The organism is Bradyrhizobium sp. WSM4872 (assembly GCF_055811715.1).
In genome coordinates, this window is the sequence record NZ_JBVVPT010000001.1 from 294,821 (window position 1) to 319,381 (window position 24,561).

At 64.2% G+C, this 24,561-nt stretch carries 28 protein-coding genes and 1 tRNA gene; 12 read left to right on the top strand and 17 right to left on the bottom strand.

The genetic code is table 11. From position 1 onward, the window contains the following. Positions 1 to 39: 39 nt before the first annotated feature. The gene (locus tag AC0L3C_RS01380) at positions 40 to 201 is read left to right on the top strand and encodes a hypothetical protein (RefSeq protein WP_473261447.1); all 162 of its coding nucleotides are present in this window, start codon (positions 40 to 42) and stop codon (positions 199 to 201) included. 112 nt (positions 202 to 313) lie between these two features. Here the strand turns inward: AC0L3C_RS01380 and AC0L3C_RS01385 are convergent, their stop codons facing one another. From AC0L3C_RS01385 to AC0L3C_RS01395, 3 genes are all read right to left on the bottom strand, one after another. Next, positions 314 to 1,123, bottom strand: a complete 810-nt coding sequence (locus AC0L3C_RS01385) for a hypothetical protein (protein WP_473278109.1) — start codon at positions 1,121 to 1,123, stop codon at positions 314 to 316. 184 nt (positions 1,124 to 1,307) lie between these two features. Continuing rightward, positions 1,308 to 1,544, bottom strand: a complete 237-nt coding sequence (locus AC0L3C_RS01390) for a hypothetical protein (protein ID WP_473261451.1) — start codon at positions 1,542 to 1,544, stop codon at positions 1,308 to 1,310. Positions 1,545 to 1,614: 70 nt separating this feature from the next. Beyond that, a complete protein-coding gene (locus tag AC0L3C_RS01395) occupies positions 1,615 to 1,851 on the bottom strand; it encodes a hypothetical protein (RefSeq protein ID WP_473261453.1) in 237 nt (78 codons plus the stop codon). Between the two features lie 266 nt (positions 1,852 to 2,117). Between AC0L3C_RS01395 and AC0L3C_RS01400 the strand changes: the two genes are divergently transcribed. Further along, positions 2,118 to 2,465 (top strand): DUF6481 family protein, encoded by a 348-nt coding sequence (locus tag AC0L3C_RS01400; protein WP_473261455.1) that lies wholly within the window; start codon positions 2,118 to 2,120, stop codon positions 2,463 to 2,465. Between the two features lie 154 nt (positions 2,466 to 2,619). Here the strand turns inward: AC0L3C_RS01400 and AC0L3C_RS01405 are convergent, their stop codons facing one another. Further along, positions 2,620 to 2,859, bottom strand: coding sequence for a pentapeptide MXKDX repeat protein (locus tag AC0L3C_RS01405; protein ID WP_473406960.1), 240 nt, complete (start codon positions 2,857 to 2,859; stop codon positions 2,620 to 2,622). Between the two features lie 333 nt (positions 2,860 to 3,192). Here AC0L3C_RS01405 and AC0L3C_RS01410 point away from each other — a divergent pair, with 333 nt between their 5' ends. Genes AC0L3C_RS01410 through AC0L3C_RS01420 form a run of 3 tightly spaced genes read left to right on the top strand, consistent with a single transcriptional unit; the run spans position 3,193 to position 6,121 of the window. Next, positions 3,193 to 4,215, top strand: coding sequence for a TRAP transporter substrate-binding protein (locus AC0L3C_RS01410; protein ID WP_247286133.1), 1,023 nt, complete (start codon positions 3,193 to 3,195; stop codon positions 4,213 to 4,215). Beyond that, positions 4,212 to 4,766 (top strand): TRAP transporter small permease, encoded by a 555-nt coding sequence (locus tag AC0L3C_RS01415; protein WP_473261457.1) that lies wholly within the window; start codon positions 4,212 to 4,214, stop codon positions 4,764 to 4,766. Before AC0L3C_RS01410 ends, AC0L3C_RS01415 begins: the two co-directional genes overlap by 4 nt. Then, the gene (locus AC0L3C_RS01420; RefSeq protein WP_027517811.1) at positions 4,763 to 6,121 is read left to right on the top strand and encodes a TRAP transporter large permease; all 1,359 of its coding nucleotides are present in this window, start codon (positions 4,763 to 4,765) and stop codon (positions 6,119 to 6,121) included. The genes AC0L3C_RS01415 and AC0L3C_RS01420 overlap by 4 nt, the downstream gene beginning before the upstream one ends. 95 nt (positions 6,122 to 6,216) lie before the next feature. Here the strand turns inward: AC0L3C_RS01420 and AC0L3C_RS01425 are convergent, their stop codons facing one another. Continuing rightward, positions 6,217 to 6,900 (bottom strand): GntR family transcriptional regulator, encoded by a 684-nt coding sequence (locus tag AC0L3C_RS01425; RefSeq protein ID WP_473261460.1) that lies wholly within the window; start codon positions 6,898 to 6,900, stop codon positions 6,217 to 6,219. A 205-nt stretch (positions 6,901 to 7,105) separates the two neighbouring features. Here AC0L3C_RS01425 and AC0L3C_RS01430 point away from each other — a divergent pair, with 205 nt between their 5' ends. From AC0L3C_RS01430 to AC0L3C_RS01445, 4 genes are all read left to right on the top strand, one after another. Beyond that, entirely contained in the window at positions 7,106 to 7,714 is a 609-nt protein-coding gene (locus tag AC0L3C_RS01430; RefSeq protein ID WP_473407101.1) for a TRAP transporter small permease, read from the top strand. Then, positions 7,714 to 8,979: a TRAP transporter large permease gene (locus AC0L3C_RS01435; RefSeq protein ID WP_473406961.1), complete on the top strand. Its 1,266-nt coding sequence runs from the start codon at positions 7,714 to 7,716 to the stop codon at positions 8,977 to 8,979. Before AC0L3C_RS01430 ends, AC0L3C_RS01435 begins: the two co-directional genes overlap by 1 nt. Positions 8,980 to 9,003: 24 nt before the next feature. Further along, positions 9,004 to 9,987, top strand: a complete 984-nt coding sequence (locus AC0L3C_RS01440; RefSeq protein ID WP_473261466.1) for a TRAP transporter substrate-binding protein — start codon at positions 9,004 to 9,006, stop codon at positions 9,985 to 9,987. Between the two features lie 75 nt (positions 9,988 to 10,062). Next, on the top strand, positions 10,063 to 10,989 hold the full coding sequence (locus AC0L3C_RS01445; RefSeq protein ID WP_473406962.1) for a dihydrodipicolinate synthase family protein: 927 nt from the start codon (positions 10,063 to 10,065) through the stop codon (positions 10,987 to 10,989). 2 nt (positions 10,990 to 10,991) lie between these two features. On the opposite strand, the gene AC0L3C_RS01450 is transcribed toward AC0L3C_RS01445, so the two are convergent. From AC0L3C_RS01450 to AC0L3C_RS01465, 4 genes are read right to left on the bottom strand one after another with little or no spacing between them, the layout of a single operon-like run. Then, complete coding sequence (locus AC0L3C_RS01450; RefSeq protein ID WP_473261470.1) at positions 10,992 to 11,903, bottom strand: hydroxymethylglutaryl-CoA lyase; 912 nt, start codon at positions 11,901 to 11,903, stop codon at positions 10,992 to 10,994. A gap of 1 nt (position 11,904) precedes the next feature. Next, on the bottom strand, positions 11,905 to 13,908 hold the full coding sequence (locus AC0L3C_RS01455) for an acetyl/propionyl/methylcrotonyl-CoA carboxylase subunit alpha (protein WP_473406963.1): 2,004 nt from the start codon (positions 13,906 to 13,908) through the stop codon (positions 11,905 to 11,907). A 4-nt stretch (positions 13,909 to 13,912) separates the two neighbouring features. Next, positions 13,913 to 15,517, bottom strand: coding sequence for a carboxyl transferase domain-containing protein (locus AC0L3C_RS01460; RefSeq protein ID WP_473406964.1), 1,605 nt, complete (start codon positions 15,515 to 15,517; stop codon positions 13,913 to 13,915). Between the two features lie 24 nt (positions 15,518 to 15,541). Beyond that, positions 15,542 to 16,669 (bottom strand): isovaleryl-CoA dehydrogenase, encoded by a 1,128-nt coding sequence (locus tag AC0L3C_RS01465; protein WP_473261652.1) that lies wholly within the window; start codon positions 16,667 to 16,669, stop codon positions 15,542 to 15,544. A 157-nt stretch (positions 16,670 to 16,826) separates the two neighbouring features. On the opposite strand from AC0L3C_RS01465, the gene AC0L3C_RS01470 reads away from it, so the two are divergent. Next, positions 16,827 to 17,855, top strand: a complete 1,029-nt coding sequence (locus tag AC0L3C_RS01470; protein WP_473406966.1) for an AraC family transcriptional regulator — start codon at positions 16,827 to 16,829, stop codon at positions 17,853 to 17,855. 68 nt (positions 17,856 to 17,923) lie between these two features. Here AC0L3C_RS01470 and AC0L3C_RS01475 read toward each other — a convergent pair whose 3' ends face one another. The 3 genes from AC0L3C_RS01475 to AC0L3C_RS01485 all read right to left on the bottom strand — a co-directional run bounded on the left by AC0L3C_RS01475 (position 17,924) and on the right by AC0L3C_RS01485 (position 19,546). After that, positions 17,924 to 18,223 (bottom strand): DUF3551 domain-containing protein, encoded by a 300-nt coding sequence (locus AC0L3C_RS01475; protein WP_473406967.1) that lies wholly within the window; start codon positions 18,221 to 18,223, stop codon positions 17,924 to 17,926. A 273-nt stretch (positions 18,224 to 18,496) separates the two neighbouring features. Further along, on the bottom strand, positions 18,497 to 18,982 hold the full coding sequence (locus AC0L3C_RS01480) for an Lrp/AsnC family transcriptional regulator (RefSeq protein ID WP_007591345.1): 486 nt from the start codon (positions 18,980 to 18,982) through the stop codon (positions 18,497 to 18,499). Positions 18,983 to 19,240: 258 nt separating this feature from the next. After that, on the bottom strand, positions 19,241 to 19,546 hold the full coding sequence (locus AC0L3C_RS01485) for an ETC complex I subunit (protein ID WP_007591346.1): 306 nt from the start codon (positions 19,544 to 19,546) through the stop codon (positions 19,241 to 19,243). Between the two features lie 259 nt (positions 19,547 to 19,805). On the opposite strand from AC0L3C_RS01485, the gene AC0L3C_RS01490 reads away from it, so the two are divergent. Next, on the top strand, positions 19,806 to 20,975 hold the full coding sequence (locus AC0L3C_RS01490; protein WP_007591348.1) for an OpgC domain-containing protein: 1,170 nt from the start codon (positions 19,806 to 19,808) through the stop codon (positions 20,973 to 20,975). Positions 20,976 to 21,016: 41 nt separating this feature from the next. Here AC0L3C_RS01490 and AC0L3C_RS01495 read toward each other — a convergent pair whose 3' ends face one another. Next, on the bottom strand, positions 21,017 to 21,211 hold the full coding sequence (locus tag AC0L3C_RS01495) for a hypothetical protein (protein WP_473261483.1): 195 nt from the start codon (positions 21,209 to 21,211) through the stop codon (positions 21,017 to 21,019). A gap of 469 nt (positions 21,212 to 21,680) precedes the next feature. Here AC0L3C_RS01495 and AC0L3C_RS01500 point away from each other — a divergent pair, with 469 nt between their 5' ends. Beyond that, positions 21,681 to 21,986, top strand: a complete 306-nt coding sequence (locus tag AC0L3C_RS01500; protein WP_473406968.1) for a hypothetical protein — start codon at positions 21,681 to 21,683, stop codon at positions 21,984 to 21,986. A 26-nt stretch (positions 21,987 to 22,012) separates the two neighbouring features. Here AC0L3C_RS01500 and AC0L3C_RS01505 read toward each other — a convergent pair. The 4 genes from AC0L3C_RS01505 to AC0L3C_RS01520 form a co-directional block, all read right to left on the bottom strand. Next, positions 22,013 to 22,089 (bottom strand) — tRNA-Pro (locus tag AC0L3C_RS01505). Positions 22,090 to 22,216: 127 nt separating this feature from the next. After that, complete coding sequence (locus tag AC0L3C_RS01510) at positions 22,217 to 22,702, bottom strand: DUF192 domain-containing protein (RefSeq protein WP_473261544.1); 486 nt, start codon at positions 22,700 to 22,702, stop codon at positions 22,217 to 22,219. 111 nt (positions 22,703 to 22,813) lie between these two features. Next, complete coding sequence (locus AC0L3C_RS01515; protein WP_018457757.1) at positions 22,814 to 23,446, bottom strand: cold-shock protein; 633 nt, start codon at positions 23,444 to 23,446, stop codon at positions 22,814 to 22,816. Between the two features lie 198 nt (positions 23,447 to 23,644). Beyond that, the gene (locus tag AC0L3C_RS01520) at positions 23,645 to 24,406 is read right to left on the bottom strand and encodes an SIR2 family NAD-dependent protein deacylase (RefSeq protein WP_473406969.1); all 762 of its coding nucleotides are present in this window, start codon (positions 24,404 to 24,406) and stop codon (positions 23,645 to 23,647) included. Positions 24,407 to 24,561: the final 155 nt, after the last annotated feature.

Sequence of the window (24,561 nt, forward strand, 5' to 3'; positions counted from 1 at the left end):
GCTCCCAGAGAGCGAGAAGGCTTGGGAGATATTCCCGTCATGACACAAGAAGCCGCAGCCGAAATTGCCGTCCCGCCGCGACGCGAAAGATCCGACCCGCTCGGCATCGCTTATCTTGCGACCATCGGTATCGTGATGCTGGCCTGGATCGCAGGTCTGGTCTGGGCCGCGATCGCGTTCTTCAGCTGGCTGGTGTCCTGACGCGCGGGGTGATCGCCCTCGAATCAATTTCCGGCCAGCTGACGGCCAACGCCAAAACGAAAAGAGGCGGACTTTTCGCCCGCCTCTTCGCTTCAGCTCTCGCCTGGCGTGCTCAGTAGCACGCCCGGGGGTCAGCCTGCACATACTGGCCGCTCGGATAGCGGTAGTAGCAGTTGCCCTGGGCCAGATAGTAGCCGGGGCGCGAAGCAGCCGTCGCGCCGGCGATCGCCCCGGTGGCACCGCCGATCACAGCGCCTGCGGCCGCACCCGAGGCGTTGCCCGATATCAGGCCGCCCAGCACGCCGCCCACGATAGCGCCACCAAGCGCGCTCGCACCAGGATCGGCCGGCGGCGGAGGCGGCGGCGGTTCATAGGCGACCGGCGGCGGGGCGTAGGCCACAGGCACGTCATCGTAATAGTCCTCCGAGATGTAGGCCGGAGGCCCCTCCATCCGCTGCGGATAATAATACCGCGCGCCGCCTACATCCCACCACCAGCCGGAGCGGCCGTTGTGGACTTCGTGGCGCCAGCGTCCGCCATCCCAGGCGAGATGGCCGCGATAGGTGTGTCCGCCCCAGTCGCGCGCCGGTGCGGGACCCCTGGCGTAATTGCGTCCGGGCGGCGGACCGCCGGCATTACGCGGCGCAGGACCTGGACTCGCGAGAGCAGGATTTGGACCCGGACCTGCATGACCAAGACCGCCGGCGTAGGGCTGGACGCCGGCCTGTGGCGCAGGCCGGGCAGCCTGCTGCGGCGGCGGCCCCTTTCGCATGTTCTGAGGCGGCGCGCCGGCGCCTGGCCCGGCCGATGGCTGGGCGGCGTCTCTCGGCGGTCTGGCGTCCTGAGCCTGCGCCGGGACGGCGAGCAATGACATCGCCGAAACCAAGGGAATGATGATCTTGATGCGACTGGACGCACTCATGCGTGCTTGCCCCCTACTCTCTCGATTGCCGTCAATGGCCGTGATGCCTGCCGCGATAGATGATTCGGCTCGCGCTGAGCTGACGCCGGCTGACATGACTGACCTGCTTTGGTCGGCTAAGTCCCGTTACAAATGATTAAGATCACGACATTTTTTCGTCAGCGGGAGCCCCGCTGGAGCGCTTCTAGCGGGCCGGCTCGATCACGTTGCAGTTGCTTCGCCCGGACATCAGGCAGTCCTGCATCTTGCTCGCGGAGGTGAGATCGCGGGCGAGCCACCAGCCGACACCGAGGATCACGATGGCGATGATCAAGCCGGCGATGGCGCCGCGACGGTTGTCACCGGATTGAGGTTTTGGAGTGGATTTGGCCTTCGCGCCCGGTTCGGGCTTAGGTTCGGGCTTGGCTTCGGGCTTGGGCATGGCTGACCGATCACGGGGGCGAGCGGGCTTTATCACCTCCGCGGCGTGAGGTCACATCCCGCCAAGCTTCCTAGCCTCGGGTCGGCCGGATCGCTTCCTTGCGCGAGGTTTCGGCCGCCGGGATCGCCTGCTGGACCCGCGGTGCGCAGGTCGTAAGCACAAACGCGGTCTGGGTGCATTCCCAATCTGTGCCCAGGACGGCACTTTCGATCGGCTGCGGCCGGGCCAGGAGCAGCGTGGCACCGGCCAGGGCTGCCACCACAACGGCGATTGCGAGCGCCTTCAGGCTCAGTCGTGAGATCGTCATACCCGTGCTCCGCGTCTCATACTGGGCGGACGCTAGGCACCGCCCTGGTGCCCCCTTATGAGGGACATCACAATTCGGCAGTTTTTCGGGGCTACGAGAGATCGTCGGGGCGGCGATTTTCGTCTACCTGATCGGCTGCGATTATAGGTGGCATCACGGCGCGCGCCGATGTACACGCATCTGCGTCGCGCGGCGCCCGCTATGCCCAGCCGACGTACCAACAGGCAGTGATGTAGGATCGAAAGCGAGGATGACAAGGTTCGCCGATGAGTGGATTTAGGGAGCCAGGCTTCTCCGACCGACAAAAGGCGGCACAGGAAGCACGCAAGAACCTTTTGAACAAATTCAAGTCGCAGCCGGGGCCGGATGATCCCGCGGTTGTGGCGAAGCGTGCGGAGCGCGAGGCCCTTGCGGCCAAGCGCGCCGAGGCAAAAGCTGCGCGAGAGGCGGAAAAGGCCGAGCAGAAGCGCCTGCAAGAAGAGGCTGCCGCGCTCGAGGCTGCGCGGATCGCCCGCGAAGCCGAAGAAGCCGTCGCGAAGGCGGCCGAAGCCGAGGCCGATCAAAAAGCCAAGCGAGACGCCCGCTACGCCGCCCGCAAGGCGAAGCGCAAGTAACGTTCGCAAGTCTGACGCTCGCAAGTCTAGCGCTCGCAAGTCACGTTCAATTGAATTTGGACTGAAACAACACTCTGGGGGGCGGTCTACGTGACCGCCCCCGGATTTTTGGCGCGCGTCTGCCTGTCGCAAGCGCCTCCTCGACGATGGAAGCTCAGTGCTTCTTCATCATCCCGTCGTCTTTCTTCATCCCGTCCTTCGACATCGTGTCCTTCTTCATGCCGTCGTCCTTGGACATGGTGTCCTTCTTCATGCCGTCCTTGGACATCGTGTCCTTTTTCATCATGCCGTCGTCCTTGCCCATTTTGTCCTGGGCAAAGGCCGGCGACAGCGCGAGGCCGAGCGAGAGAACGGCCGCCGAAACGCCGAGCGCGATGCGGGTACGAATGGTCATGACTGGTCTTCCCTTCGAGATGATGTTTGTCAGCGACGGACGCCGCTATCTGATCTCGACGGATTGCCACGGGGCGTTGTTACGCCACCGCCGATAAATTTCTGCGCGCCCGCCGCCGTCCCTTGTTTGGCGGATGCAGGAGATCGGGGAGTGTGCAACGCAGCATGACCGACACTTGCCGCGGCATTCGGTCTCGAACTATCAGACTAGAGAACATTGTCTGAAAGACCGGCTAGGATGAGCCTCAGCACGATCTCGAAGACCAGCCCAAAATCACGGCAAACAAGAACTCTCCAAAGAACCGTCCCAAGAACCGTCCAAGGGAATCACGCCATGCTTACGCGCCGCCACCTCATTGCGACCGCCGTCGCCGCACCCGCCATTCTCCGTTTCGGCACCGGCACCGCGCATGCCGCGACCACGCTGAAAATCTCGCATCAATTTCCGGGCGGCACCGTCGACAAGGGCGACTTCCGCGACCGGCTCTGCCGCATGTTCGCCGCCGAAGTCGCCAAGCGCAGCAATGGCGACATCGCCGCCGAAATCTATCCGAACTCCTCGCTGATCAAGACCAACGCGCAGTTCTCCGCGATGCGCAAGGGCGCGCTCGACATCAGCCTCTACCCGATGCCCTATGCCGGCGGCGAATTGCCGGAAACCAATATCGGCCTGATGCCGGGCCTCGTCACCACCTACGACCAGGGCATGCGCTGGAAGAAGGAGCCGGTCGGCAAGGCCTTGACCGACTTCCTCGCCGACAAGGGCATCATCCTGCTCAGCTGGGTGTGGCAGGCCGGCGGCGTCGCCAGCCGCTCCAAGCCGATCGTTGCCCCCGAAGATGCCAAGGGTCTCAAGGTGCGCGGCGGCTCGCGCGAGATGGATATGGTGCTGCAGACCGCCGGCGCCTCGGTGCTGTCGGTGCCCTCGAACGAAATCTACGCAGCGATGCAGACGGGTGCCTGCGATGCCGGCATCACCTCCTCGACCAGCCTGATCTCGTTCCGCCTCGAAGAGGTCGCGAAATCGCTGACCTCGGGCGCAGGCGCGTCCTACTGGTTCATGCTCGAGCCGCTGATGATGTCGAAGGCGATCTTCGACAAGCTGCCGAAGAACCAGCAGGACGTTCTGCTCGCGGTCGGCACCGAGCTCGAAGCCTTCGGCCGCAAGGGCGCGCAGGATGACGACGTCGAGGTCGCCAAGGTCTACGAGAAGGCCGGCGCCAAGGTCTCGGTGCTCGATGCCGCGACCGTCGGCAAGTGGCGTGACATCGCCCGCGACACCGCATGGAAGGACTACGGCGCCAAGACCGCGACCTCGGCCAACCTGCTCAAGCTCGCGACCGACGTCGCCGCATGAGCCACGGTCCGCTTCCGGATCGTGACGACCAGGCCAACGCCGCCGCAAGGACCAGCCTTGCGGCGGCGATCGATCGCGGTCTCGCCATCCTCAACAACATCATCGTCGTGTTCGCCGCGATCGCACTGATCGCGGCCTGCGCCATCCTGAGCTACAGCGTGCTCAGCCGCGCCTTGTTCAAGGCCGCCAATTACTGGCAGGACGAGGCGGCGGTGTTCCTGCTGGTCGGCGCCACCTTCATGACCGCCGCCTACGTGCAGCAGAACCGCGGTCACATCGGCATCGAGGCCTTCGTCGGCCTGCTCTCGCCGCTGGCGAACCGGATCAGGCTTTGGCTGGTCGACGCGGTGACGCTTCTGTTCTGCGCTTTCTTCGCCTGGAAGTCCTGGACGCTGGCGCATGAAGCCTATGTCGACGGCCAGGTCTCGAACTCGATGTGGTCGCCGCCGCTGGCCATCCCCTATTCGCTGATGGCGTTCGGCATGAGCCTGCTCTGCGTCCAGATCCTCGTGCAGCTTGCGCTGCCTTTCGCTGGAGCCAGGCGTTCATGAGCGTTTTCGGTATCGGCCTCGCCTACGGGATCGCGACGCTGGTCGTGATGTTTTCGGGCATGCCGATCGCGTTCGCGCTCGGCGCGGTCGCGGTCGTGTTCATGGGCATCTACATGCCCGCCGCCTCTCTCGATACGGTGACGCAGAACGTCTACGAGGAAATGGCCTCGATCACGCTGCTGTCGATTCCGCTCTTCATCCTGAAGGGCGCCGCGATCGGCAAGTCGCGCGCCGGCCAGGATCTCTACTCGGCCCTGCACGCCTGGCTGCACCGCGTCCCGGGCGGCCTCGGCGTCGCCAATGTGTTCGCCTGCGCGCTGTTTGCGGCGATGGCGGGCTCTTCGCCCGCGACCTGCTCGGCAATCGGCTCGGCCGGCATCCCCGAGATGCGCAAGCGCGGCTATTCCGGCGGCTTTGCCGCCGGGATCATCGCCGCCGGCGGCACGCTCGGCATTCTGCTGCCGCCGTCGATCACCATGATCCTGTTTGCGGTCGCCGCCGAAAAATCACTGGGACGGCTGTTCCTCGCCGGCATCGGACCCGGCCTGCTGCTGGTCTCGCTGTTCGGCGTCTACGCCGTGATCCGCTTCCGCCAGGAATATGCCGCGGCCGAAGCGATCTACAAGAACGGCGGCCCGGAAGCTGCGATCCTCGCCCGCGACGAATACACGCTCGCGGAACGCTTCAGCGTGCTGCCGCGCGTGATCCCCTTCGTGCTGCTGCTCACCGGCGTCATGATCGCGCTCTATGGCGGCTACGCCACGCCGTCGGAGACTGCCGGCCTTGGCGGCCTCTTGGCGCTGGCATTGATCGCGGCGATCTACAGCGTGTGGCGGCCGAGCGACCTCGCGCCGATCCTGAAATCGACGATCCGGGAATCGACCATGCTGATGATGATCATCGGCATGTCGCTGCTCTATTCCTACGTGATGAGCTATCTGCACATCTCGCAATCCGCCGCCGAATCCGTCGTCGCGATGCATCTGCCGCGCTGGGGCCTCTTGTTCGCGATCCTCGTCATGGTCGTCGTGCTCGGCTTCTTCCTGCCGCCGGTCTCGATTATTCTCATGACCGCGCCGATCATCCTGCCGCCGCTCCGCGCCGCCAATTTCGACATCATCTGGTTCGGCGTCGTCATGACCATCGTGATGGAGATGGGGCTGATCCATCCACCCGTCGGCCTCAACATCTTCGTCATTCGCAACGTCGCGCCGGACATTCCCCTGCGCGAGGTGATCTGGGGCACGCTTCCTTTCGTGCTCTTGATGATGCTCGCGGTGCTGCTGCTGTGCTTTGTGCCGGGCATCTCGACCGGGCTGCCGGACCTGGTGATGGGGCCGGACGGGAGCAGGTGAAACTCCTCCCGTAAGGTGGATTCGCCGAAGGCGCAATCCACCTCCTCTCGTCAATGCGGTCAGAAAAGTGGTGGGTTACGCTTCGCTAACCCACCCTACGATTTCTCTTTGCGCCGCGACCGCGGCGCGATCGCCACCACCTGCAATAGATCCTTGCGCACGGCTTCGATGTGCCGCTCCAAAAACCGGCAGGCCTCCTCGACTTTTTGCGCGCGACAGAGCGCGATCAGATGGGCATGCTCCTTTTCGGCGATCCCCATCGCCTTGGTGTTGGAGAGCTGCAGGCGCGTGTAGCGGTCGCTGGTCTGGAGCAGTGACAGCACGATCGCCCGGGTGCGGGGCTGCGGGGCATGGACATAGAGCGCCATATGGAAGTCGGCGTTGAGCTGACCCCATTCGCTGACATTGCGCGCCTTAATCGCCTTCTCAAAGCTTTTATGGATGTCGTCGAGCCCGGCGAAATCCTCCGTTGTGAATCGGGGAGCCGAGTGCGCCAGCAGCCGCGGCTCCAGGATACGGCGGAGGTCGAAGACGTCGTTGATCTCGTCCAGTGACAGCTCGGAGACGATGGCGCCCTTCTGCGGAACGATCCGCACCAAGCCTTCCGCTTCGAGCTGAAACAGCGCCTCGCGCACGGGGATACGGCTGACGCCATAGGCCTCGCCAAGCGCATCCTGGCGCAGTTGCGATCCGGCCGGATAGGTCCCGTCGAGGATTGCCTGCCGGAGTTGGTCGACGATCGCAGCCGACAGGGTGCGATGTTTCAGAGGCGCTTTCATCCGATCTTCCGTCCCTCCCCGACTCGGCCGGCCGGAACGGTCCCTGTCTTGCATGTTGAGGTCATCGCGTCCCCGCAAAAAAACGCGTGCACGCCTTCGACGCAGCCCGCGATTCCATTTGACAGCCAAAATGTATAAATTATACATTCGGTCATCGCACGATAAATCTTGCGGGCAATGGGGCCTCTTCATGATCGAGCAGACGATGCCGGCCACGCGCGCGTTCAGCGTTCGACGCATGGTCGTCCGCGCCTCCAGCGCCCTGCTCGCCGTCGAGCGGATCGCATTGATGGGCCTGATGTACCTGCTCACCGCCCTGATCCTGGTCAACGTCATCACCCGCTACTCGCATTTCCCGATCTACTGGATCGACGAATCCGCGGTCTATTGCGTGGTCTGGCTGACATTCGTCGGCGCCTCCGCAATGACGCGGCTGCGGCTCGATTTCGCGGTCACGATGCTGACGGAACGTCTTTCGCTCCCCGCCCAGAAGATCGCGAAGGTGATCTCGACTGGCCTCGTCGTCGTGTTCGGCCTCGCCCTGATCATCACCTGCGTGCTCTGGATGGACCCGATTGGCCTTGCCCGCGCCGGTTTCGACGGGCGCAAGCTCGCCGCCGAAACCTTCAATTTCCTCTACACGGAGCATACCCAGACCCTGAATTGGCCCACCTGGGTGCTCTATCTGACGCTGCCGATCTTCGCGGTCTCGATGACCGTGCATGGTCTCGCCAATTTGCTGGAAGATCTCGAACTGGTCCCGCGCACGCCCCCGAAGGGCTTTGCCCTTTCCGAACTCGACGGGGTCAACTGATGATCACGTCGGCAGCCTTCCTCGCGATCATGCTGGTCGGCGTGCCGATCGGCCTCTGCCTGTGCCTCGCCGGCCTGGTCTACATCGCGGCGTCCGGCAATCCGGTGCTGTTCCAGTCCTATCCGCTCCAGCTGTTCGGCGGCGTCGACAGCTACGGCCTGATCGCGATCCCGCTCTTCATCCTCATCGGCGAGATCATGAACGGCGGCGGCATCACGCGCCGCATCGTCGACATGGCGATGGCCTTCGTCGGCTCGCTCAAGGGCGGGCTCGCCTACGTCAACATCCTCGCCAACATGTTCATCTCCTCGATCCTGGGATCTGCGACCGCGCAGGTCGCGATCATGGCCCAGATCATGGTGCCGGAGATGGAGAAGAAGGGCTACGACAAGACGTTTGCGGCGGGACTGACCGCCTATGGCGGCATGCTCGGCCCGATCATCCCGCCCTCGGTGATGTTCGTGGTCTACAGCGTGCTCGCGCAGGTCTCGGTCAGCGACATGCTGATCGCCGGCATCGTGCCGGGCGTCATCCTCACCGTGATGTTCTGCGTTGTCATCGCACTGATGGGATACGTCTATAACTATCCGCGCGCGGACTATCAGACGCCGCGCCAGCGCGTCATGACGATCCTGCGGACCTCGCCCACCCTCCTGATCCCGATCGTCATCGTCGGCACCATCCTCGGCGGCCTCGCCAACGCGACGGAATCCGCCGCCGTCGGCGCCGTTGCCGCAGCCATGGTCGGAAAGTTCTGGACCAGGGAGTTCGAATTCTCGCAGCTGCCGCAAATGATGCTGCGTAGCGCGATCTATTCGGCGATCGTGCTGTTCCTCGTGGCCGCCGCGGCGGTGTTTTCCTGGGTGCTGATCTTCGGCAAGGTGCCGCAGGAAACCGCCGCCTGGATCCAGACGGCCGCCAAGGACCCGGTCAGCTTCATGCTGATCTGCAATGTGATCCTGCTGGTGATCGGCACTGTCATCGACGGCATTCCCGGCCTGATCATGACGGTGCCGATCCTGCTGCCGGTCGCAACCGACGTCTATCACATCGATCCCAGGCATTTCGGCGTGGTGGTGGTGATCAACCTCGTGCTCGGCCTGTTGTCGCCGCCGGTCGGGCTCTGCTTCTTCGTCGCGGCCGCCGTCACCGGCGCCAAGCCCGGCAAGATGTTCATGGTGACGCTGCCGTTCTTCGTCATCTCCTGCGTCCTGCTGGTGCTGCTCTCGCTCTATCCGTCGCTTTCGCTGATCCTCATCAAATAGGCCCGTCCAAAAGGAAGCCCGACCATGCCGCTTTCACGCCGCCGCTTTCTCGCTGCCAGCGCCGCCGCATCGGTGTTTACGCCGTCGCTGGCGCTCGCCCAGGCCAAGGAATTCCGTCTCGGCCTGATCACGCCCAACGGCCATTCCTGGAACAAGGCTGCGCTCAAATTCGGTGAAGACCTCAAGGCCGCCACCAACGGCCGCCTGACCCTGACCGTGTTCCACTCCGGCCAGCTCGGCAACGAACCCGCGATGATGCAGCAATTGCAGTCCGGCGCCCTCGACATGGGCTTCATCCAGGCCGCGGAGCTCGGCTCGCGCGTGCCGCATATCGCCGCGATCAACGCGCCCTACATCGTCCGCTCGACCCCTGCGGTCGCGAAATTCGTGCGGCATCCGGCGGCGGTCAAGCTGTTCGAGGTGCTGCCGCAGGAGACCGGGACGATCGGGTTAGGCTGGGGCATCACGGGCATGCGGGCGGTATTCTCCTCCAAGGATCTGACTTCGCTTGCTGACATCAAAGGCATGAAGCTGCGGATCAATCCGACGCCGGTCTATCGCGATTTCTATTCCTCTCTGGGCGCGGCACCAACGCCGATCCCGACGCCGCAGGTGTTCGATGCGATGGCCAACGGTCAGGTCGACGGCCTCGAAGCCGACCTTGAATTCTCCTGGAACCAGCGCTTCGACAAGGTGTCGAAAGTGATCCTGCAGATGAACGCCGTCTTCATGCCGATGGCCGCAGTGGTCTCGGGCCGGGTCTGGCAGTCGCTTCCCGCCGCCGACCGCGAGCTGATCGCCAAGACCGTCAAGTCGACGCTGGATGCGCAGATCGACGAGTTGGCCTCCAACGAGCCGACGCTGATCGAAAACTTCAAGAACGCGCCGATCCCGATCCGCCAGGTGCCGGCCGGCGATACCGAAGCTGTCATTGCCGAGTTCGATAAGATCTGGCTGCCGAAGGCACCCGTCCTGGCCGAGCTGCGCAAGGTCGGCGCCACGCTCTAACCCACCCCGCTATCCCCTTTCAAAACACCCGGCGGATCCAGCCCCCCGCCGGCCAAATCCACTCGGAGTCGAACCATGAGCCGCCGCGTTTCCTGGGAGGGCGTCTTCCCGGCCGTCACCACGCAATTCCACGACGATCTCTCGCTCGACATCGACGCGACCGCCAAGGTGATGGACGGGCTGATCCGTGACGGCGTCTCCGGCCTGATCGTCTGCGGCTCCGTCGGCGAGAACACCTCGCTGGAGCGCAAGGAGAAGGTCGCGATCATGGAGACGGCGAAGTCCGTCGCAGCCGGCCGCGTGCCCGTGCTGTGCGGCATCGCCGAATTCACCACGGCCTTCGCGGTCGAAACCGCGAAGGAGGCAGCGCGCGTGGGCATCGACGGCGTGATGGTGATGCCGGCCCTGGTCTATTCGTCCAAGCCGCACGAGACCGCCGCTCACTTCCGCGCCGTCGCCAGCGCGACCGATCTGCCCGTGATGCTCTACAACAATCCGCCGATCTACAAGAACGACGTCACCCCCGACATCCTGGCCACGCTCGCCGATGTCGAGACCGTCGTTTGCTTCAAGGATTCCTCCGGAGATACTCGGCGCTTCATCGACACCAGGAACATGGTCGGCGATCGCTTCGTGCTGTTCGCCGGCCTCGACGATGTCATCGTCGAGAGCATCGCCATGGGCGCCGTGGGGTGGGTCTCCGGCATGTCCAACGCCTTCCCGCGCGAGGGCGAAACGCTGTTTCGCCTGGCCAAGGCGGGCCGCCTTGCCGAGGCGATGCCGCTCTACGAATGGTTCATGCCGCTGCTGCATCTCGACGCGCGCCCGGACCTCGTCCAGTGCATCAAGCTGTGCGAGCACATCATGGGCCGCGGCACCGCGCTGACCCGCCCGCCCCGCCTCGCTCTGCTGCCGCAGGAGAAGGCCGAGGTCGAGGCGATGATGGCCAAGGCACTCAGGAGCCAGCCGCGCCTGCCGGATGTCGGGCTGAAGGCAGCATAGGCCTAGATCGCGACGCGCTTCCGCTTGGCGTTCAGCGCGGACGCCACGCGGCTCACCGGCGGCTTGCCCAGCACGCCGCTCATCTCGTTGATTGCCGCCAGCAACCGGTCCATATCGACGCCGGTCCTGACGCCCATGCCCTCGAGCATGTAGACGACGTCCTCGGTCGCGACGTTGCCGGTCGCACCCGGCGCGTAGGGACAGCCGCCGAGGCCGCCGGCGGCGGCGTCGATGACGCGGACGCCTTCCTCCATCCCCGCATAGAGATTGGCGAGCGCCTGGCCGTAAGTGTCGTGGAAATGCATCGCGAGATTGGCGGGAGGGATGTTGGCGCTGACCGCCCGCAGCATCTCTTTGGCCTTTTCGGGCGTGCCGACGCCGATGGTGTCGCCGAGCGAGATTTCGTAGCAGCCGAGCTCCCACAGGGTGGTGGCGAGATCGGCCACCGCCTTCGGCTTGATCTCGCCGTCGAACGGACAGCCGAGCACGCAGGAGATATAGCCGCGTACCTTGACACCATCAGCCTTGGCGCGCGCCAGCACCGGCTTGAACCGTTCGATGGATTCCGCGACCGTGCAGTTGATGTTGGCCCGCGAAAAGCCCTCGGAGGCTGCGGCGAACACCGAGACGGTCTCGGCGCCGGCGGCGCGCGCGGCGTCATAGCCCTTCTCGTTCGGCACCAGCACGTGGAATTCGGGGCCGGTCAGGTGGCTGACGCCGCGCAGCACAGCGTCCGAGCTCGCCATCTGCGGGATCGCCTTCGGCGAGACGAAGGCGCCGACCTCGACTGTATTGAGGCCGGCGGCGACCAGCGCCTCGATGAAGGCGATGCGGGCCTCGACGCTGACCGCCGTCTTCTCGTTCTGCAGGCCATCGCGCGGCCCCATTTCGATGATGCGGACCTGATCGCTCATCTCATTCTCCGGAAGGCTCGACCACGGCGAGCTCGACGCCCTCCTGGACGATGTCGCCGACCTTGCATTTGATGGACTTCAGCACGCCGGCATAGGGCGCACGCAAGGTCTGCTCCATCTTCATCACTTCCAGGGTCAGGATCGGCGCGCCCTTCTCGAGCTTGGCACCCTCCTCCGCCAGCACGGCGACGACCGTGCCCGGCAAGGGCGCCGCGATCTTGTCCGCGCCGGCCTGCTCCTCGGTTTCGCCACCGAACGGATCGACCCAATGCAGGTCGAATCGCCCGTTGCGCGTGCGCAGATATAGCTCATGGCCGTCGATCACGGCAGCGACCGACGTTTTGACGCCGTCGAGCGTCAGGTCGAAGCCGCCGTCCTTCGTCACGATCGCGAACGCCAGCTCGCGCTCGCCGATCATCAGCGTCGACGGGCCGCTGCCATAGTTTAGAGCGACCTTCTGCTCGGGTCCGTGGCCAACGCGGAAAGCAAAGCCGCGCTGGCGGCGGCCGACCGGCATCCAGCCAAACGTTTGCCAGGGCGAATTCGCCTCCGCCTGCGCAGCCTGCCGCTCGTCGTTGATCACAGCGGCCACCGCGGCACACAGCTCGAGCTCGCCGGGCGCCGGCGAGGCCTGCGTCAGGACCGCCAGCTCGCGCTCGATGAACCCGGTGTCGATCGCGTTCGCCCGCACCTTCGGATGCGTCATCAGCGCCGACAGGAACGGGATGTTGGTGACGATGCCGCGGACGTCGGACTCTTCCAGCCCGCGGTTCAGCCGCTCGATCGCGACATCCCGCGTCGGCGCCCAGGCGATCATCTTCGCCAGCATCGCATCGTAGTACGGCGAGACCGCATCGCCTTCCCGATAGCCGGAGTCGATGCGCAGCCCCCCCGTTTCAGCGGGCAGACGCCAGGTTGATATCTTGCCCACCGACGGCATGAAGTTCTTGGTCGGATTCTCCGCATAGACCCGCGCCTCCACGGCGTGGCCGTGAAGCTTGATCTCGTCCTGTTTCATCGGGAGCGCCTCGCCGAAGGCGACGCGGAGCTGCCATTCGACGAGGTCGATCCCGGTGATCAGCTCGGTCACGGGATGCTCGACCTGGAGGCGGGTGTTCATCTCGATGAAGAACACGTCCTTGCCGTCGGAGACGAACTCGATCGTGCCGGCTCCGACATAATTGACGGCTCCGGCCGCCTTTCGCGCGGCGGCACAGACCGTCTCGCGCTGGGCCGCATTGAGCGTCGGCGACGGCGCCTCCTCGATCACCTTTTGGTGGCGGCGCTGCAGCGTGCATTCACGCTCGAACAGCGACAAGAGATTGCCGTGGCTGTCGCCGATGATCTGCACCTCGATATGGCGGGGATTGTCGACATATTTTTCGATCAGCATGCGGTCGTCGCCGAACGCCGCCTTGGCCTCGCGCTTCGCGCTGACGATCGCAGGCGCGAGTTCATCCGCGGAGCGAACGATGCGCATGCCACGTCCGCCGCCGCCGGCGGACGCCTTCACCAGAATGGGGAAACCGACCTTCTCGGTCGCCTTCGCCAGCGTCGCATCGTCCTGGGCCTCGCCGTGATAACCGGGCACCAGCGGTACGCCGGCCTTTTCCATCAGTGCCTTCGATCCCGACTTCGAGCCCATGGCGGTCATCATCGCGGCGGTGGGGCCGACGAAGACCATGCCGGCGTCGAAACACGCTTGGGCAAATTCGGCATTCTCCGACAGGAAGCCGTAGCCGGGATGGATCGCCTCCGCGCCGGTCTTGCGCGAGGCCTCGATCAGCCGTTCGGGATTGAGATAGCTGTCGCGGGCACGTGCGGGCCCGAGCAGCACGGCCTCGTCGGCGAGCGCGACATGCATCGCATCGCGGTCCGCTTCGGAGTAGACCGCGACCGTGCGCAGGCCCATGGCGCGCGCGGTGCGGATGACGCGACAGGCGATCTCGCCGCGGTTGGCGATCAGGAGGGTGCGAAAACGGCGGTAGAGCTTTGAGCGATCCATCGCATCACATCCTGAACAGGCCGAATTTCGTCGGCTCGATCGGCGCATTCGACGCCGCCGAGAGGCCGAGGCCGAGCACCAGCCTTGTATCGGCCGGGTCGATCACGCCGTCGTCCCAGAGCCGCGCGGTCGCGTAATACGGGTGCCCCTGGCTCTCATATTGCGCGCGGATCGGCTCGCGGAATTTATCTTCGTCTTCTTTCGACCAGCTGTCGCCCTTGGCCTCGATATTGTCGCGGCGGACCTGGCTCAGCACCATCGAGGCCTGCTCGCCGCCCATCACCGAGATGCGGGCGTTCGGCCACATCCACAGGAAGCGCGGCGAGTAGGCGCGGCCGCACATGCCGTAATTGCCCGCGCCGTAAGAGCCGCCGATCACGACGGTAAATTTCGGCACCGACGCTGTCGCGACGGCAGTCACCAGCTTGGCGCCGTCCCGGGCGATGCCGCCGGCCTCGTATTTCTTGCCGACCATGAAGCCGGTGATGTTCTGCAGGAACACCAGCGGAATGCCGCGCTGGCAGCACAGCTCGATGAAATGCGCCCCCTTCAGCGAGCTCTCGCTGAACAGGATGCCGTTGTTGGCAATGATGCCGACCGGAAAACCCCAGATATGGGCGAAGCCGCAGACCAGCGTCGTGCCGTAGAGTTTCTTGAACTCGTCGAATTCGGAGCCGTCGACCACGCGTGCGATGATGTCGCGCACGTCGAACGGCTTGCGCCCGTCGACCGGCACCACACCGTAGATCTCTTCTGCAGCGAACAGGGGATCACGCGGCGGATGCATGTTGAGGTTCGGTCGCACGGATGGCTTCAGCGTGCCGACGATGCGGCGGGCGATGCCGATCGCGTGCGCGTCGTTCTGGGCGTAATGATCGGTCACGCCCGACTGCCGCGAATGCACGTCGGCGCCGCCGAGCTCCTCTGCAGTCACCACTTCGCCCGTGGCGGCCTTCACCAGCGGCGGTCCGCCGAGGAAGATGGTGCCTTGATTGCGCACGATGATACTCTCGTCCGACATCGCGGGGACATAGGCGCCGCCGGCCGTGCAGGAACCCATCACGATGGCGATCTGCGGGATCCCTTGCGACGACATCTGCGCCTGGTTGTAGAAGATGCGGCCAAAGTGACGCTCGTCCGGAAATATCTCGTCTTGCAGCGGCAGGAAGGCGCCGCCGGAATCGACCATGTAGACGCAGGGAAGATTGTTCTGGCGCGCCACGTCCTGCGCACGCAAATGCTTCTTCACGGTCATGGGATAATAGGTACCGCCCTTGATGGTGGCGTCGTTGGCGACGATCACGCATTCGCGGCCCGAGATGCGCCCCACCCCGGTGACGACGCTCGCCGAATGCACGTCGCCACCATAGAGGCCATAGGCCGCGAGCGGCGACAGCTCCATGAACGCGGTGCCGGGATCGACCAGCAGGTCGACGCGCTCGCGCGCCAGCATCTTGCCGCGCGACGTGTGGCGGTTGCGCGAGACCTCGCCGCCGCCGCCCGCGACCAGGCTCAGCTTTTCGCGTAAATCCGCGACGAGAGTGCGCATGGCCTCGGAATTGCGCACAAAGTCCGATGAAGACGTATCGATGCTGGAATGGAGCGGCATGTTGATTCCAATTGCGTGAAGGTTTTAAGCCGTCTCGGCCATCAATTCGCGCCCGATCAGCATGCGCCGGACCTCCGAGGTGCCGGCGCCGATCTCATAGAGCTTTGCATCGCGCCACAGACGCCCGACCGGAAATTCGGAGGTGTAGCCGACCCCGCCCAACGCCTGGATCGCCTCGCCCGCCATCCACGTCGCCTTCTCGGCGGAATAGAGGATCGCAGCGGCGGCGTCCTTGCGCAAGCTGCGCGCGTGATCGGCGCGGTCGCAGGCACGCCCCACCGCATAGACGTAGGCGCGCGTGGCCTGCCAGGTCGCGTACATGTCGGCGAGCTTGCCCTGCATCAGCTGGAAGTCGCCGATCGGCTGGCCGAACTGCTTGCGCTCGTGCATGTAGGGCACCACCGCATCCATGCAGGCCGCCATGATCCCGAGCGGGCCGCCCGAGAGGACGGTGCGCTCATAGTCGAGGCCGGACATCAACACCCTGACGCCCTCACCGACCTTGCCAAGCACGTTCTCCTCCGGCACCTCGCATTCGTCGAAGAACAGCGGATAAGTGTTGGAGCCGCGCATGCCGAGCTTGTCGAGATGCTGGCCATGGCTGAAGCCCTTGGCCCCCTTCTCGACCAGGAAGGCGGTCATGCCGCGCGGGCCCGCTTCCGGGTCGGTCTTGGCATAGACCACCAGCACGTCGGCATCGCCGCCATTAGTGATCCACATCTTCGAGCCGTTGAGCACGTAGCGGTCGCCACGCTTGTCGGCGCGCAGCTTCATCGAGACGACGTCTGAGCCGGCGCCGGGCTCGGACATCGCGAGCGCGCCGACATACTCGCCGGAGATCAGCTTTGGCAGATAGCGCTCGCGCTGCGCATCATTGCCGTTGCGGCGGATCTGGTTGACGCAGAGATTGGAGTGGGCGCCGTAGGAAAGGCCCACCGCGGCCGAGCCGCGCGAAATCTCCTCCATGGCGACGATATGGGCGAGATAGCCCATGTTGGAGCCGCCATATTGCTCCGGCGCGGTCATGCCGAGCAGGCCGAGGTCGCCGAGGCGCTTCCAGAGGTCTGCCGGAAACAGATTGGCTTTCTCGATATCGGCGGCACGCGGGGCGATCTCCGCCTCCACGAAGGCGCGTAGCGTGTCGCGCAGCATGCTGATGTCTTCGCCCAGATCGAAATCGATGCTCGGGATATTCAAGGCGATTCCTCCGTATTTTGGGGACCGAACCTAGCGGCATCGGAGCCCTTCTGCCGTCGAAAAGGTTGCATTTTCCGCCAAATTTGGCGAGGATTTTCCCAGAGGACTCCCGATGCCTTTTCAGGTCGCAACCGCGATCCCGCGCCGCGCGGTGACCCCAGCCGCCTTCGTCCGCGGGGTCGTTGCTGCGTACGAACGTTACGGCCGCGATCCGACCGAGGCGCTGAGCCGGGGTCAGGTAACGCCAGACCTTGTCAATTCTCCGAATGGGCGAGTCACGGCTGGCCAGTTCGAGGCGCTGGCGGGCCATGCCATGCGCGAGCTCGATGACGAGGCGCTCGGCTGGTTCTCGCGGCGGCTGCCCTTCGGCACCTACGGCATGCTGTGCCGCGCCTCGATCACCGCCCCGACGCTGGAGGTCGCGCTCAAGCGCTGGTGCCGGCACCATCGTCTGCTCACCGAGGACGTGCTGCTCGATCTCGCCGTCGGCAAGGAGACCGCGGTTGTGTCCATCCGCGAACTGCGCGACCTCGGATCTCTACGCGAATTCTGCCTGGTCACCCTGCTTCGCTATGTTCTTGGCTTTTCCTGCTGGGCCGTGGATTCCAGGATCGCGCTCCGCGCCGCGGAATTTCCGCACCCCGAGCCCGGCCACGTCTCGGTCTATCCAACCATCTTTTGCCGAAACATCCGCTTCGATGCCGACCGTGCTTCCATCGTCTTCGATAAGCATTATCTGTCGCTGCCGCTCACCCGTAGCGCCGCGGACCTCGACAACATGCTCAAGGGCGCGCTGCGGCTGACAGTGCTCCCCTATCGGCGCGACCGACTGCTGGTCGAGCGCGTTCGCCGCGTGCTCCGCAATGCGCGCGGACGCAGTCTCGGAGCCGAGGATGTCGCGCGCGAGCTGGCACTCTCCACCCGCACCATGCATCGGCGCCTGCGCGAGGAAGCGACCTCGCTGCGCGATCTCAAGGAAGAAGCAAAATTCGAGCTTGCCAAGCAGGAGCTGATGCGCGGTCGCAGCCCGATCAAGCGGATCGCGGAAATCGCCGGCTTCCGCAGTGAGAAGAGCTTTTCCCGCGCCTTCCGTACCTGGGCCGGCGCCTCTCCGCGCGAGTTTCGCGGCAGGTATCGCTGACGCGCGGGCTGTCATGCCGTTGCGGCCTCCGAGATCCAACTCGGAGGCCGCAACATTTCGAAACTCGATCAGTTCGAGTTGGTCTGCCCGCCCGGGCGCAGCTTGGTGCGCGACTGGGTCTGCTTCGGCTGGAAGGCCAGCGCGTCGGTCGACGTCTTCGCGCCGCCGCTCTGCACGCACGAGCCGCCGATGCCGCCGGCCGCCGCCCGGCAGGCCTCCATCGTCGGATAGCCGCAACCATGCGCGGCCTGGGCGCCATTGGTGATGCAGTAGTCTTCTGCCTGGGCAGCCGGCGCGGTCATCATGAGAAACGCAGATGCAAACAGCGTCGCAGCGGATGCGACGAACGTCTTCGAGGTCGAGGTCATGTTGTCTTTTCCTGCTTCAGGGTCCCACAAAAGAGGCCTCGGCATGCGACGCAGGCTGAGGTTCACAGCTCGCATGTAGGCTGGCGCAGGGAACCGGCAATCACGACTCGGCGCATTGCAGGACTTCGCAAATAACATGTCACAGTTAGGTGAGTTACTTACCTTTATATCCGCCTTATCCGAACCTGTATTCCAGTAAGGGAATCACCCCCCGGGCCGTCGGATGTTTGGATGTCGTTGTGCGGCTACGTTTCGGGACCCGTCGCCGCCGAACTATCCTGCCGCTGCGATCTCCTGCAACGGCAGCGGCACGTCCTTGGCCACGCCCAGCACCGGGAAGCTGCGGACGTTCTTCACGTTCGGCATCGCGGCGAAATGCAGCAGCTGCTGGCGCATGCTCTCGACGCTCGGCGCCACGCATTTGAGAAGATAGTCGGTATCGCCCGAAATTCGCCAGCACTGCTGGATGCGCGGGATCGCCGCGATCGAGCTCTCGAACGCGGCCAGCACCGGCTGGGCCTGGCTGCCGAGCTGGATCGAGACGAACGACACCACCTCGTAGCCGAGCAGCCGCTCGTCGATGACGGCGCGCACCGCCCGGATCACGCCGCGGCTGAACAGCGACTTCAGCCGCCTCACGCAGTTGGGCCCGGACACCCCGACGCGCAGCGCCAGCTCGTTGTTGCGAACCCGCCCGTCCTGCTGCAGCTCGGAGAGTATTTTCAGATCGACGCCGTCGAGCTGGTCACGCCCGGCCATACCCCACCTCGTCATGAGCCTGTCTTACGCGGCAGCGAAGCACGGGGCGGAATGGCTGCCAAGGCCAGGACGATGGGAAGAACTCGCGTGGTTGTCCGAGCTTATTCCGGCCAGCCGCAGGCTCTTACGGGGGCTAAACGTGGATGCCCGGGACCCGGCTCCGCCAAGGCTTCGCCGGGCATTCGGTGTTGGGCCGCCGAAGCTTCAGCGAAGACGGCAAGCCTGGGCATGACGCGAGTCTCGACGCCTGGCCCGCTCTCAATGCGTCCAGGGCTCGCCGCGGCGGAACGAGAAATTGTCCGCATAGGCGACCGGACGGCGCACCGATTCCTTCGGCTCGATCACCTGGTAGGCGATGCCCTTGCGCTCGCAATAGGCGACCGCCTCTTCCTTGCTGTGGAAGTGCAGCGTGATCTGCTGCTTCATGTCGCCGGACGAGGTCCAGCCCATCAGCGGCTCGACCGCGCGCGGCTGCTCGGGCTCGTAGTCGAGCTGCCATTCCTTGGTCTTCGACCGGCCGGATTGCATCGCGTTCTTGGCCGGCTTGAAAATGCGTGCGGTCATTGATGGTCCGGGCCTCTTGTTCGTCTTTTCGTTCGATTTCGATGCGTCACGGTAGCAGTTGGTGGAAACCGCGGGCATAGTATAGAGACACCTTTTGGGAACTGATCGGTGATTCCGGCCCCCGGGATGCCTCGCCGACCGGTATAATCATTATGCTGCATCGTGACAATTGCGTACCCGCCTTCCGCCCCGGGATCTCGCCCGTCGGCCCTGCTTCGTTGACCTCTCCCTGTCCGTCCCCTCCGAAAGCTCCCGTCGCATGTCCTTCCTGAACATCAACGCCACGCTCCCCGAGAAGGGCCGTGACCTCAGGCTCGACCTGTTTCGCGGCATTGCGAACTGGGCGATCTTCCTCGACCATATCCCCGACAACGTGGTGAACTGGATCACCACCCGCAATTACGGCTTTTCCGACGCCGCCGATCTGTTCGTCTTCATCTCCGGCTACACCGCCTCCTTCGTCTATGCGCGGATGATGCTCGAGCGCGGCTTCCTGGTCGGCGCCACGAGGTTGACCAAGCGGGTCTGGCAGCTCTACGTCGCCCACATCATCCTGTTCGTGATCTACATCGCCTCGATCAGCTATCTGGCGCTGCGCTTCGGCGATTCCGAGATGATCAACGAGTTCAACGTCGCCGGCCTGGTCGATAACGCCACCGAGACGCTGCGCCAGGGCCTGTTCCTGCGCTTCAAGCCGCTCAATCTCGACGTGCTGCCACTCTACATCGTGCTGATGGGGCTGTTTCCGCCGGTGCTCTGGTTCATGCTGCGCAAGCCTGACCTGACGATGGCATTGTCCATCGTGCTGTGGCTGACCGCGCGCCATTTCGGCTTGAACCTGAACGCCTATCCGGCCGGACAATGGTACTTCAACCCCTATTGCTGGCAGGTGCTGTTCGTGTTCGGCGCCTGGTGCGCCATGGGCGGCGCGCGGCGCTCGATGGCGCTGATCAATGCGCCGGTCACGCTCTGGCTCTGTCTCGGTTACATGCTGTTCGCGCTGGTCATGACCATGGCTGGCCGTTTCCCGACCCTCGGCGGCATGTTCCCGGAATGGCTGTTCTCGGCGTTCAATCCAAACGACAAGACCAACCTCGCGCCCTACCGCTTCATCCATTTCGTCGTGATCGTGATCCTGGTGATCCGCTTCGTGCCGAAGGACTGGCCGGGCCTGGAATGGAAAGGGTTCGATCCCATCATCGTGTGCGGCCAGCAGTCGCTCGCCGTGTTCTGCGTCGGCGTGTTCCTGTCGTTCGTCGGTCATTTCGAGCTGTCGATGAGCTCGGGCTCGCTGTTCGCGCAGATCTTCGTCAGCGTCGCCGGCATCGCGATCATGACGACGGTGGCCTATTACATCTCCTGGTCGAAGAGGCAGGACAAGCCGCTGAAGCCGCCGCCGCCCAAGCCTGCCGCCGCAAAGGCCGCTTGAAGCGCCGCAACGATACCGCGCCGGACGACAGCGACGCCGCTTCAGGCCGCCGCTTCGTTGTCGTACTCGGTAAACTTCTTGTAGATCCAGTCGCGGCCGTCGTGGCGGCGCCAGACCTTGCCGTAAACCAGCTGCCCGTTGATCGAGCGGCGCGGCACGAACACGGTCCAGAGGTGCCAGATCTCGGTCCAGCTCGCCTGCGGACCGATGTTTCGGACGTTGCGATCGAAAGACATGATGCAGAACTCACGGGATACGAGCGCTGCGACGAACTGTGATGCCGTGTGAGCACGAATTTCAGGCAGCCATCGCAAGCCGGATCGATCTGATAACAGTCACGGAGGCGGCCGCAACAACCGCTCGCCCTTAACCTAACCGATCAACCTTACTTCCTGTGAGCGCGCGGCAAGATTGGTTGAAAGCGGTCGCCGATTTTCCTAGACTGTGTGCGATTTGAGAATGAGCGCGTCGTTTTGAGGACGCGCGGTGATTTCCAGGCTGACGCGAATTTTTGAAGACTATTGACGGGCGGGGGCCACCACGATGAATTTGCAATGTGCATGTCTGCGCTTGGCGCTGCGATCGACGCCGCCTGCTCTGCCCGCGAAGATGCCGGAGCAAGAGCCACGGAAGGTCGCCAACGACAATCAGCTGGCCTGGCCGTTCCTGCCGTTTCCGTTCGGCTGGTACGCGACGAACTGACGGTTGGAAAAGCGCGACGCCGCGCAAGCGGAATATCATCGCTTGGCGGCGTCCGTTAGGCATTGGGCGCTGAGATCCCCCAACACCTATGTGTCTATGGCGACGCTCAAAGGTTCGACAAAGCCTTGCGATTTCCGCGCCGCCCGACCCGCCCAATGCCTTGAAAAATCGCGCGGAAGTCGCGTCGCGCAGAGAATGAGCGCCGAGGGTTACGATGCTTTGGCAGCCCTGGGGGATCGGCACCGAACGGGCGCCATGCTCGGCGGCTGCGCTCTCGCCCGGCGCCTCGCCGAATGGCTGTTGATCTGAGGCGCGGTTCCGACCCACCTCGGGACTGGTCGGGGCAGCTGGATTCGAACCAACGACCTGCAGTACCCAAAACTGCCGCGCTACCAGGCTGCGCTATACCCCGAATGTCCGGCGAGCCCCGTCGATACACGCTTCCCAAAGCGCCAGCAAGCCTCCCAACGGCACTGGCAAGCTTCCCAAAAGACCGCCAGGACGGGGCAAATAGCCCTGCCAATAGGCCCCTGGCCCGCCTACTTGCTGCCGAACAGCGGGTGGCCGACGCGGTCGCCGGCGCGGATCCCATATTTTTGCGCCGTCCCCGCCACCACCTCCAGAACAGCCCGCGCGGGCCCCTTGGATGAGATGATCTTTGTCGACATCGGCTCGGTATTTTCGGCGATGCGCAGGATACGGCCGTCGGCGCGAATGAAGATCATGTCGAGCGAGACGTAGGTGTTCTTCATCCACATCGACACCTCCTGCTCGGGATTGAAGTCGAACAGCATGCCTTTGCCGTCCGCCAGTTCTTTCCGGTACATCAGGCCGGTCTGCTTCTCTTCCTCCGTCGTCGCAATTTCGACCGAGAACACCTGCACGCCGTTCCTGGTGACGATCTCGAGCGGCTGGAAGCTGGCAGCGCGGACGGGCGCGCTCGCGACAGCGCAGCTGGCGATGACGAGGATGGCGGTGAGCCAGCCCTTCGCAACGGCAAAGACGGCCTTTCGATCGAAATTCATGGATGGCTCTCGAGGCGTGGGACTGGACCAGTCCTTACGTGGCGGTCGCCGGAAAAGCCAGAGGCGCGCCGGCCAGCCAGCACGCCTCTGCTCACGATCGCGGGAATTGGATCAGTGGGACGAGACCGGCGATCCCGTCTCGGGATGGATCTCGGCCGCCATCATGCCTTTGGAGCCGGGCCCGAAGCGGACCAGGACATACTGGCCGGGCCGCAACTCGGTCATGCCGAAGCGGCGCAGCGTCTCCATGTGCACGAAGATGTCAGGCGTACCCTCGCCGCAGGTCAGAAAGCCGAAACCGCGCAGCCGGTTGAACCACTTGACCTGGGCCCGCTCCAGTCCGCTGGTCGCCGTCACCGTGACATGGGTGCGTGGCGGCAGCATCTGTGCCGGATGGATCGCAGTCGACTCGTCCATCGAGACGACGCGGAACGCCTGGTAGCCCTTGGCCCGTTGGATGCACTCGACGACGATGCGGGCGCCCTCGTAGGCGGTCTGGAAGCCGTCGCGCCTAAGCACGGTAACGTGCAGGAGCACGTCGGGCCAGCCATTGTCGGGAACGATGAAGCCGTAGCCCTTTGATGCGTCGAACCATTTGATGACGCCGTGAACCTCGACGAGGTTGGCGCTGCTCTCACCAAGTCCGGTGAACGGACTGAGTGCGCTGTCGCGACCGCCACCGCCGTGTTCGCCCACCGCGGGAACTCCGACCTTCTTGGACTCAAATCCGTCCGACGACCCCATAACCCCGGACCCCACACATGCCATGCAACCCGCCTGAATGGCGGCGCCGAATCACGCGTCTTTAGAGAATCTTCTCAACTCGACGCGACGCGAATCTTTCGACTCAAAAGATAACACTCCCGGTTGCGACGCATAGACAAAAAAGAGATTCGCCGGAACCTATGAACAGCTTGCACAGCCGCGAATCAAATTGCTGCCTCAATTTCCGACAAAGGGCCCGAGCGTTTCGCCGATGTCATGGCGGATCACGAGGTCGGCGATGTCGTCCTGCTCGGTAGGCTCGCGATTGACGATCACCAGGCGCGCACCTGATTCCTTCGCCATCATCGGAAAGCCAGCGGCCGGCCACACCACCAGCGAGGAACCGATCGCGATGAAGAGGTCGCAGGCTTGCGACAGCGCGGTCGCGCGCTGCATTTCGTCCTCGGGCATCATCTGGCCGAAGGAGATCGTGGCGGTCTTCACCGGCTCGTCGCATACGGTACAGTTGGGTGCGGCGCCCTCCTCGTCGAAGCGGCGCTTCACCCAGTCGAGGGGATAGGCCTGACCGCATCCGATGCAGCGCGCATACGTGGTGTTGCCGTGAAGTTCGATCACGTGATCGCTTGCGACGCCTGAGGCCTGGTGCAGATTGTCGATGTTCTGGGTGATGATCGCGGGAACCTTGCCGGCGCGGTAGAGCGAGGCGAGCGCGCGATGGCCGCGACCGGGCCTCGCCGCCGCAAACACCTCCTCCATCGCGAAGCGCCGGCGCCAGGATTCGTCGCGCGCCTCCCGGCTGGCGACGAACTCGTCGAATGGGATCGGGCGGTAGCGCGTCCAAATTCCGCCCGGCGAGCGGAAGTCGGGGATGCCGCATTCGGTCGAGATGCCGGCGCCGGTGAACGGCACGATCCGTTTGGCTTCGGCGATCATGTCGCCGAGACGCTCGACGCCGCTGCGAAGATCCGATGCAATCAACGCGGCCTCCCGTTTTGCTTTGCCGATTGGCTTGGCTGATCAGTTTTGCTGATTTGTTTTTGCGCTAGCTGCAACATGTGCAAGCGACAAGATTATTGACGCTGTTATCCACTGCCGCGCAAGACGCGGTCGGCAATTTTTTCCGACCCTCGCTT

Excerpts from the sequence above, each read along its gene's own strand:
- AC0L3C_RS01380 (WP_473261447.1), top strand. The coding sequence starts at position 40 with ATGACACAAGAAGCCGCAGCCGAAATTGCCGTCCCGCCGCGACGCGAA.
- AC0L3C_RS01385 (WP_473278109.1), bottom strand. The coding sequence starts at position 1,123 with ATGAGTGCGTCCAGTCGCATCAAGATCATCATTCCCTTGGTTTCGGCG.
- AC0L3C_RS01390 (WP_473261451.1), bottom strand. The coding sequence starts at position 1,544 with ATGCCCAAGCCCGAAGCCAAGCCCGAACCTAAGCCCGAACCGGGCGCG.
- AC0L3C_RS01395 (WP_473261453.1), bottom strand. The coding sequence starts at position 1,851 with ATGACGATCTCACGACTGAGCCTGAAGGCGCTCGCAATCGCCGTTGTG.
- AC0L3C_RS01400 (WP_473261455.1), top strand. The coding sequence starts at position 2,118 with ATGAGTGGATTTAGGGAGCCAGGCTTCTCCGACCGACAAAAGGCGGCA.
- AC0L3C_RS01405 (WP_473406960.1), bottom strand. The coding sequence starts at position 2,859 with ATGACCATTCGTACCCGCATCGCGCTCGGCGTTTCGGCGGCCGTTCTC.
- AC0L3C_RS01410 (WP_247286133.1), top strand. The coding sequence starts at position 3,193 with ATGCTTACGCGCCGCCACCTCATTGCGACCGCCGTCGCCGCACCCGCC.
- AC0L3C_RS01415 (WP_473261457.1), top strand. The coding sequence starts at position 4,212 with ATGAGCCACGGTCCGCTTCCGGATCGTGACGACCAGGCCAACGCCGCC.
- AC0L3C_RS01420 (WP_027517811.1), top strand. The coding sequence starts at position 4,763 with ATGAGCGTTTTCGGTATCGGCCTCGCCTACGGGATCGCGACGCTGGTC.
- AC0L3C_RS01425 (WP_473261460.1), bottom strand. The coding sequence starts at position 6,900 with ATGAAAGCGCCTCTGAAACATCGCACCCTGTCGGCTGCGATCGTCGAC.
- AC0L3C_RS01430 (WP_473407101.1), top strand. The coding sequence starts at position 7,106 with ATGCCGGCCACGCGCGCGTTCAGCGTTCGACGCATGGTCGTCCGCGCC.
- AC0L3C_RS01435 (WP_473406961.1), top strand. The coding sequence starts at position 7,714 with ATGATCACGTCGGCAGCCTTCCTCGCGATCATGCTGGTCGGCGTGCCG.
- AC0L3C_RS01440 (WP_473261466.1), top strand. The coding sequence starts at position 9,004 with ATGCCGCTTTCACGCCGCCGCTTTCTCGCTGCCAGCGCCGCCGCATCG.
- AC0L3C_RS01445 (WP_473406962.1), top strand. The coding sequence starts at position 10,063 with ATGAGCCGCCGCGTTTCCTGGGAGGGCGTCTTCCCGGCCGTCACCACG.
- AC0L3C_RS01450 (WP_473261470.1), bottom strand. The coding sequence starts at position 11,903 with ATGAGCGATCAGGTCCGCATCATCGAAATGGGGCCGCGCGATGGCCTG.
- AC0L3C_RS01455 (WP_473406963.1), bottom strand. The coding sequence starts at position 13,908 with ATGGATCGCTCAAAGCTCTACCGCCGTTTTCGCACCCTCCTGATCGCC.
- AC0L3C_RS01460 (WP_473406964.1), bottom strand. The coding sequence starts at position 15,517 with ATGCCGCTCCATTCCAGCATCGATACGTCTTCATCGGACTTTGTGCGC.
- AC0L3C_RS01465 (WP_473261652.1), bottom strand. The coding sequence starts at position 16,669 with ATGCTGCGCGACACGCTACGCGCCTTCGTGGAGGCGGAGATCGCCCCG.
- AC0L3C_RS01470 (WP_473406966.1), top strand. The coding sequence starts at position 16,827 with ATGCCTTTTCAGGTCGCAACCGCGATCCCGCGCCGCGCGGTGACCCCA.
- AC0L3C_RS01475 (WP_473406967.1), bottom strand. The coding sequence starts at position 18,223 with ATGACCTCGACCTCGAAGACGTTCGTCGCATCCGCTGCGACGCTGTTT.
- AC0L3C_RS01480 (WP_007591345.1), bottom strand. The coding sequence starts at position 18,982 with ATGGCCGGGCGTGACCAGCTCGACGGCGTCGATCTGAAAATACTCTCC.
- AC0L3C_RS01485 (WP_007591346.1), bottom strand. The coding sequence starts at position 19,546 with ATGACCGCACGCATTTTCAAGCCGGCCAAGAACGCGATGCAATCCGGC.
- AC0L3C_RS01490 (WP_007591348.1), top strand. The coding sequence starts at position 19,806 with ATGTCCTTCCTGAACATCAACGCCACGCTCCCCGAGAAGGGCCGTGAC.
- AC0L3C_RS01495 (WP_473261483.1), bottom strand. The coding sequence starts at position 21,211 with ATGTCTTTCGATCGCAACGTCCGAAACATCGGTCCGCAGGCGAGCTGG.
- AC0L3C_RS01510 (WP_473261544.1), bottom strand. The coding sequence starts at position 22,702 with ATGAATTTCGATCGAAAGGCCGTCTTTGCCGTTGCGAAGGGCTGGCTC.
- AC0L3C_RS01515 (WP_018457757.1), bottom strand. The coding sequence starts at position 23,446 with ATGGGGTCGTCGGACGGATTTGAGTCCAAGAAGGTCGGAGTTCCCGCG.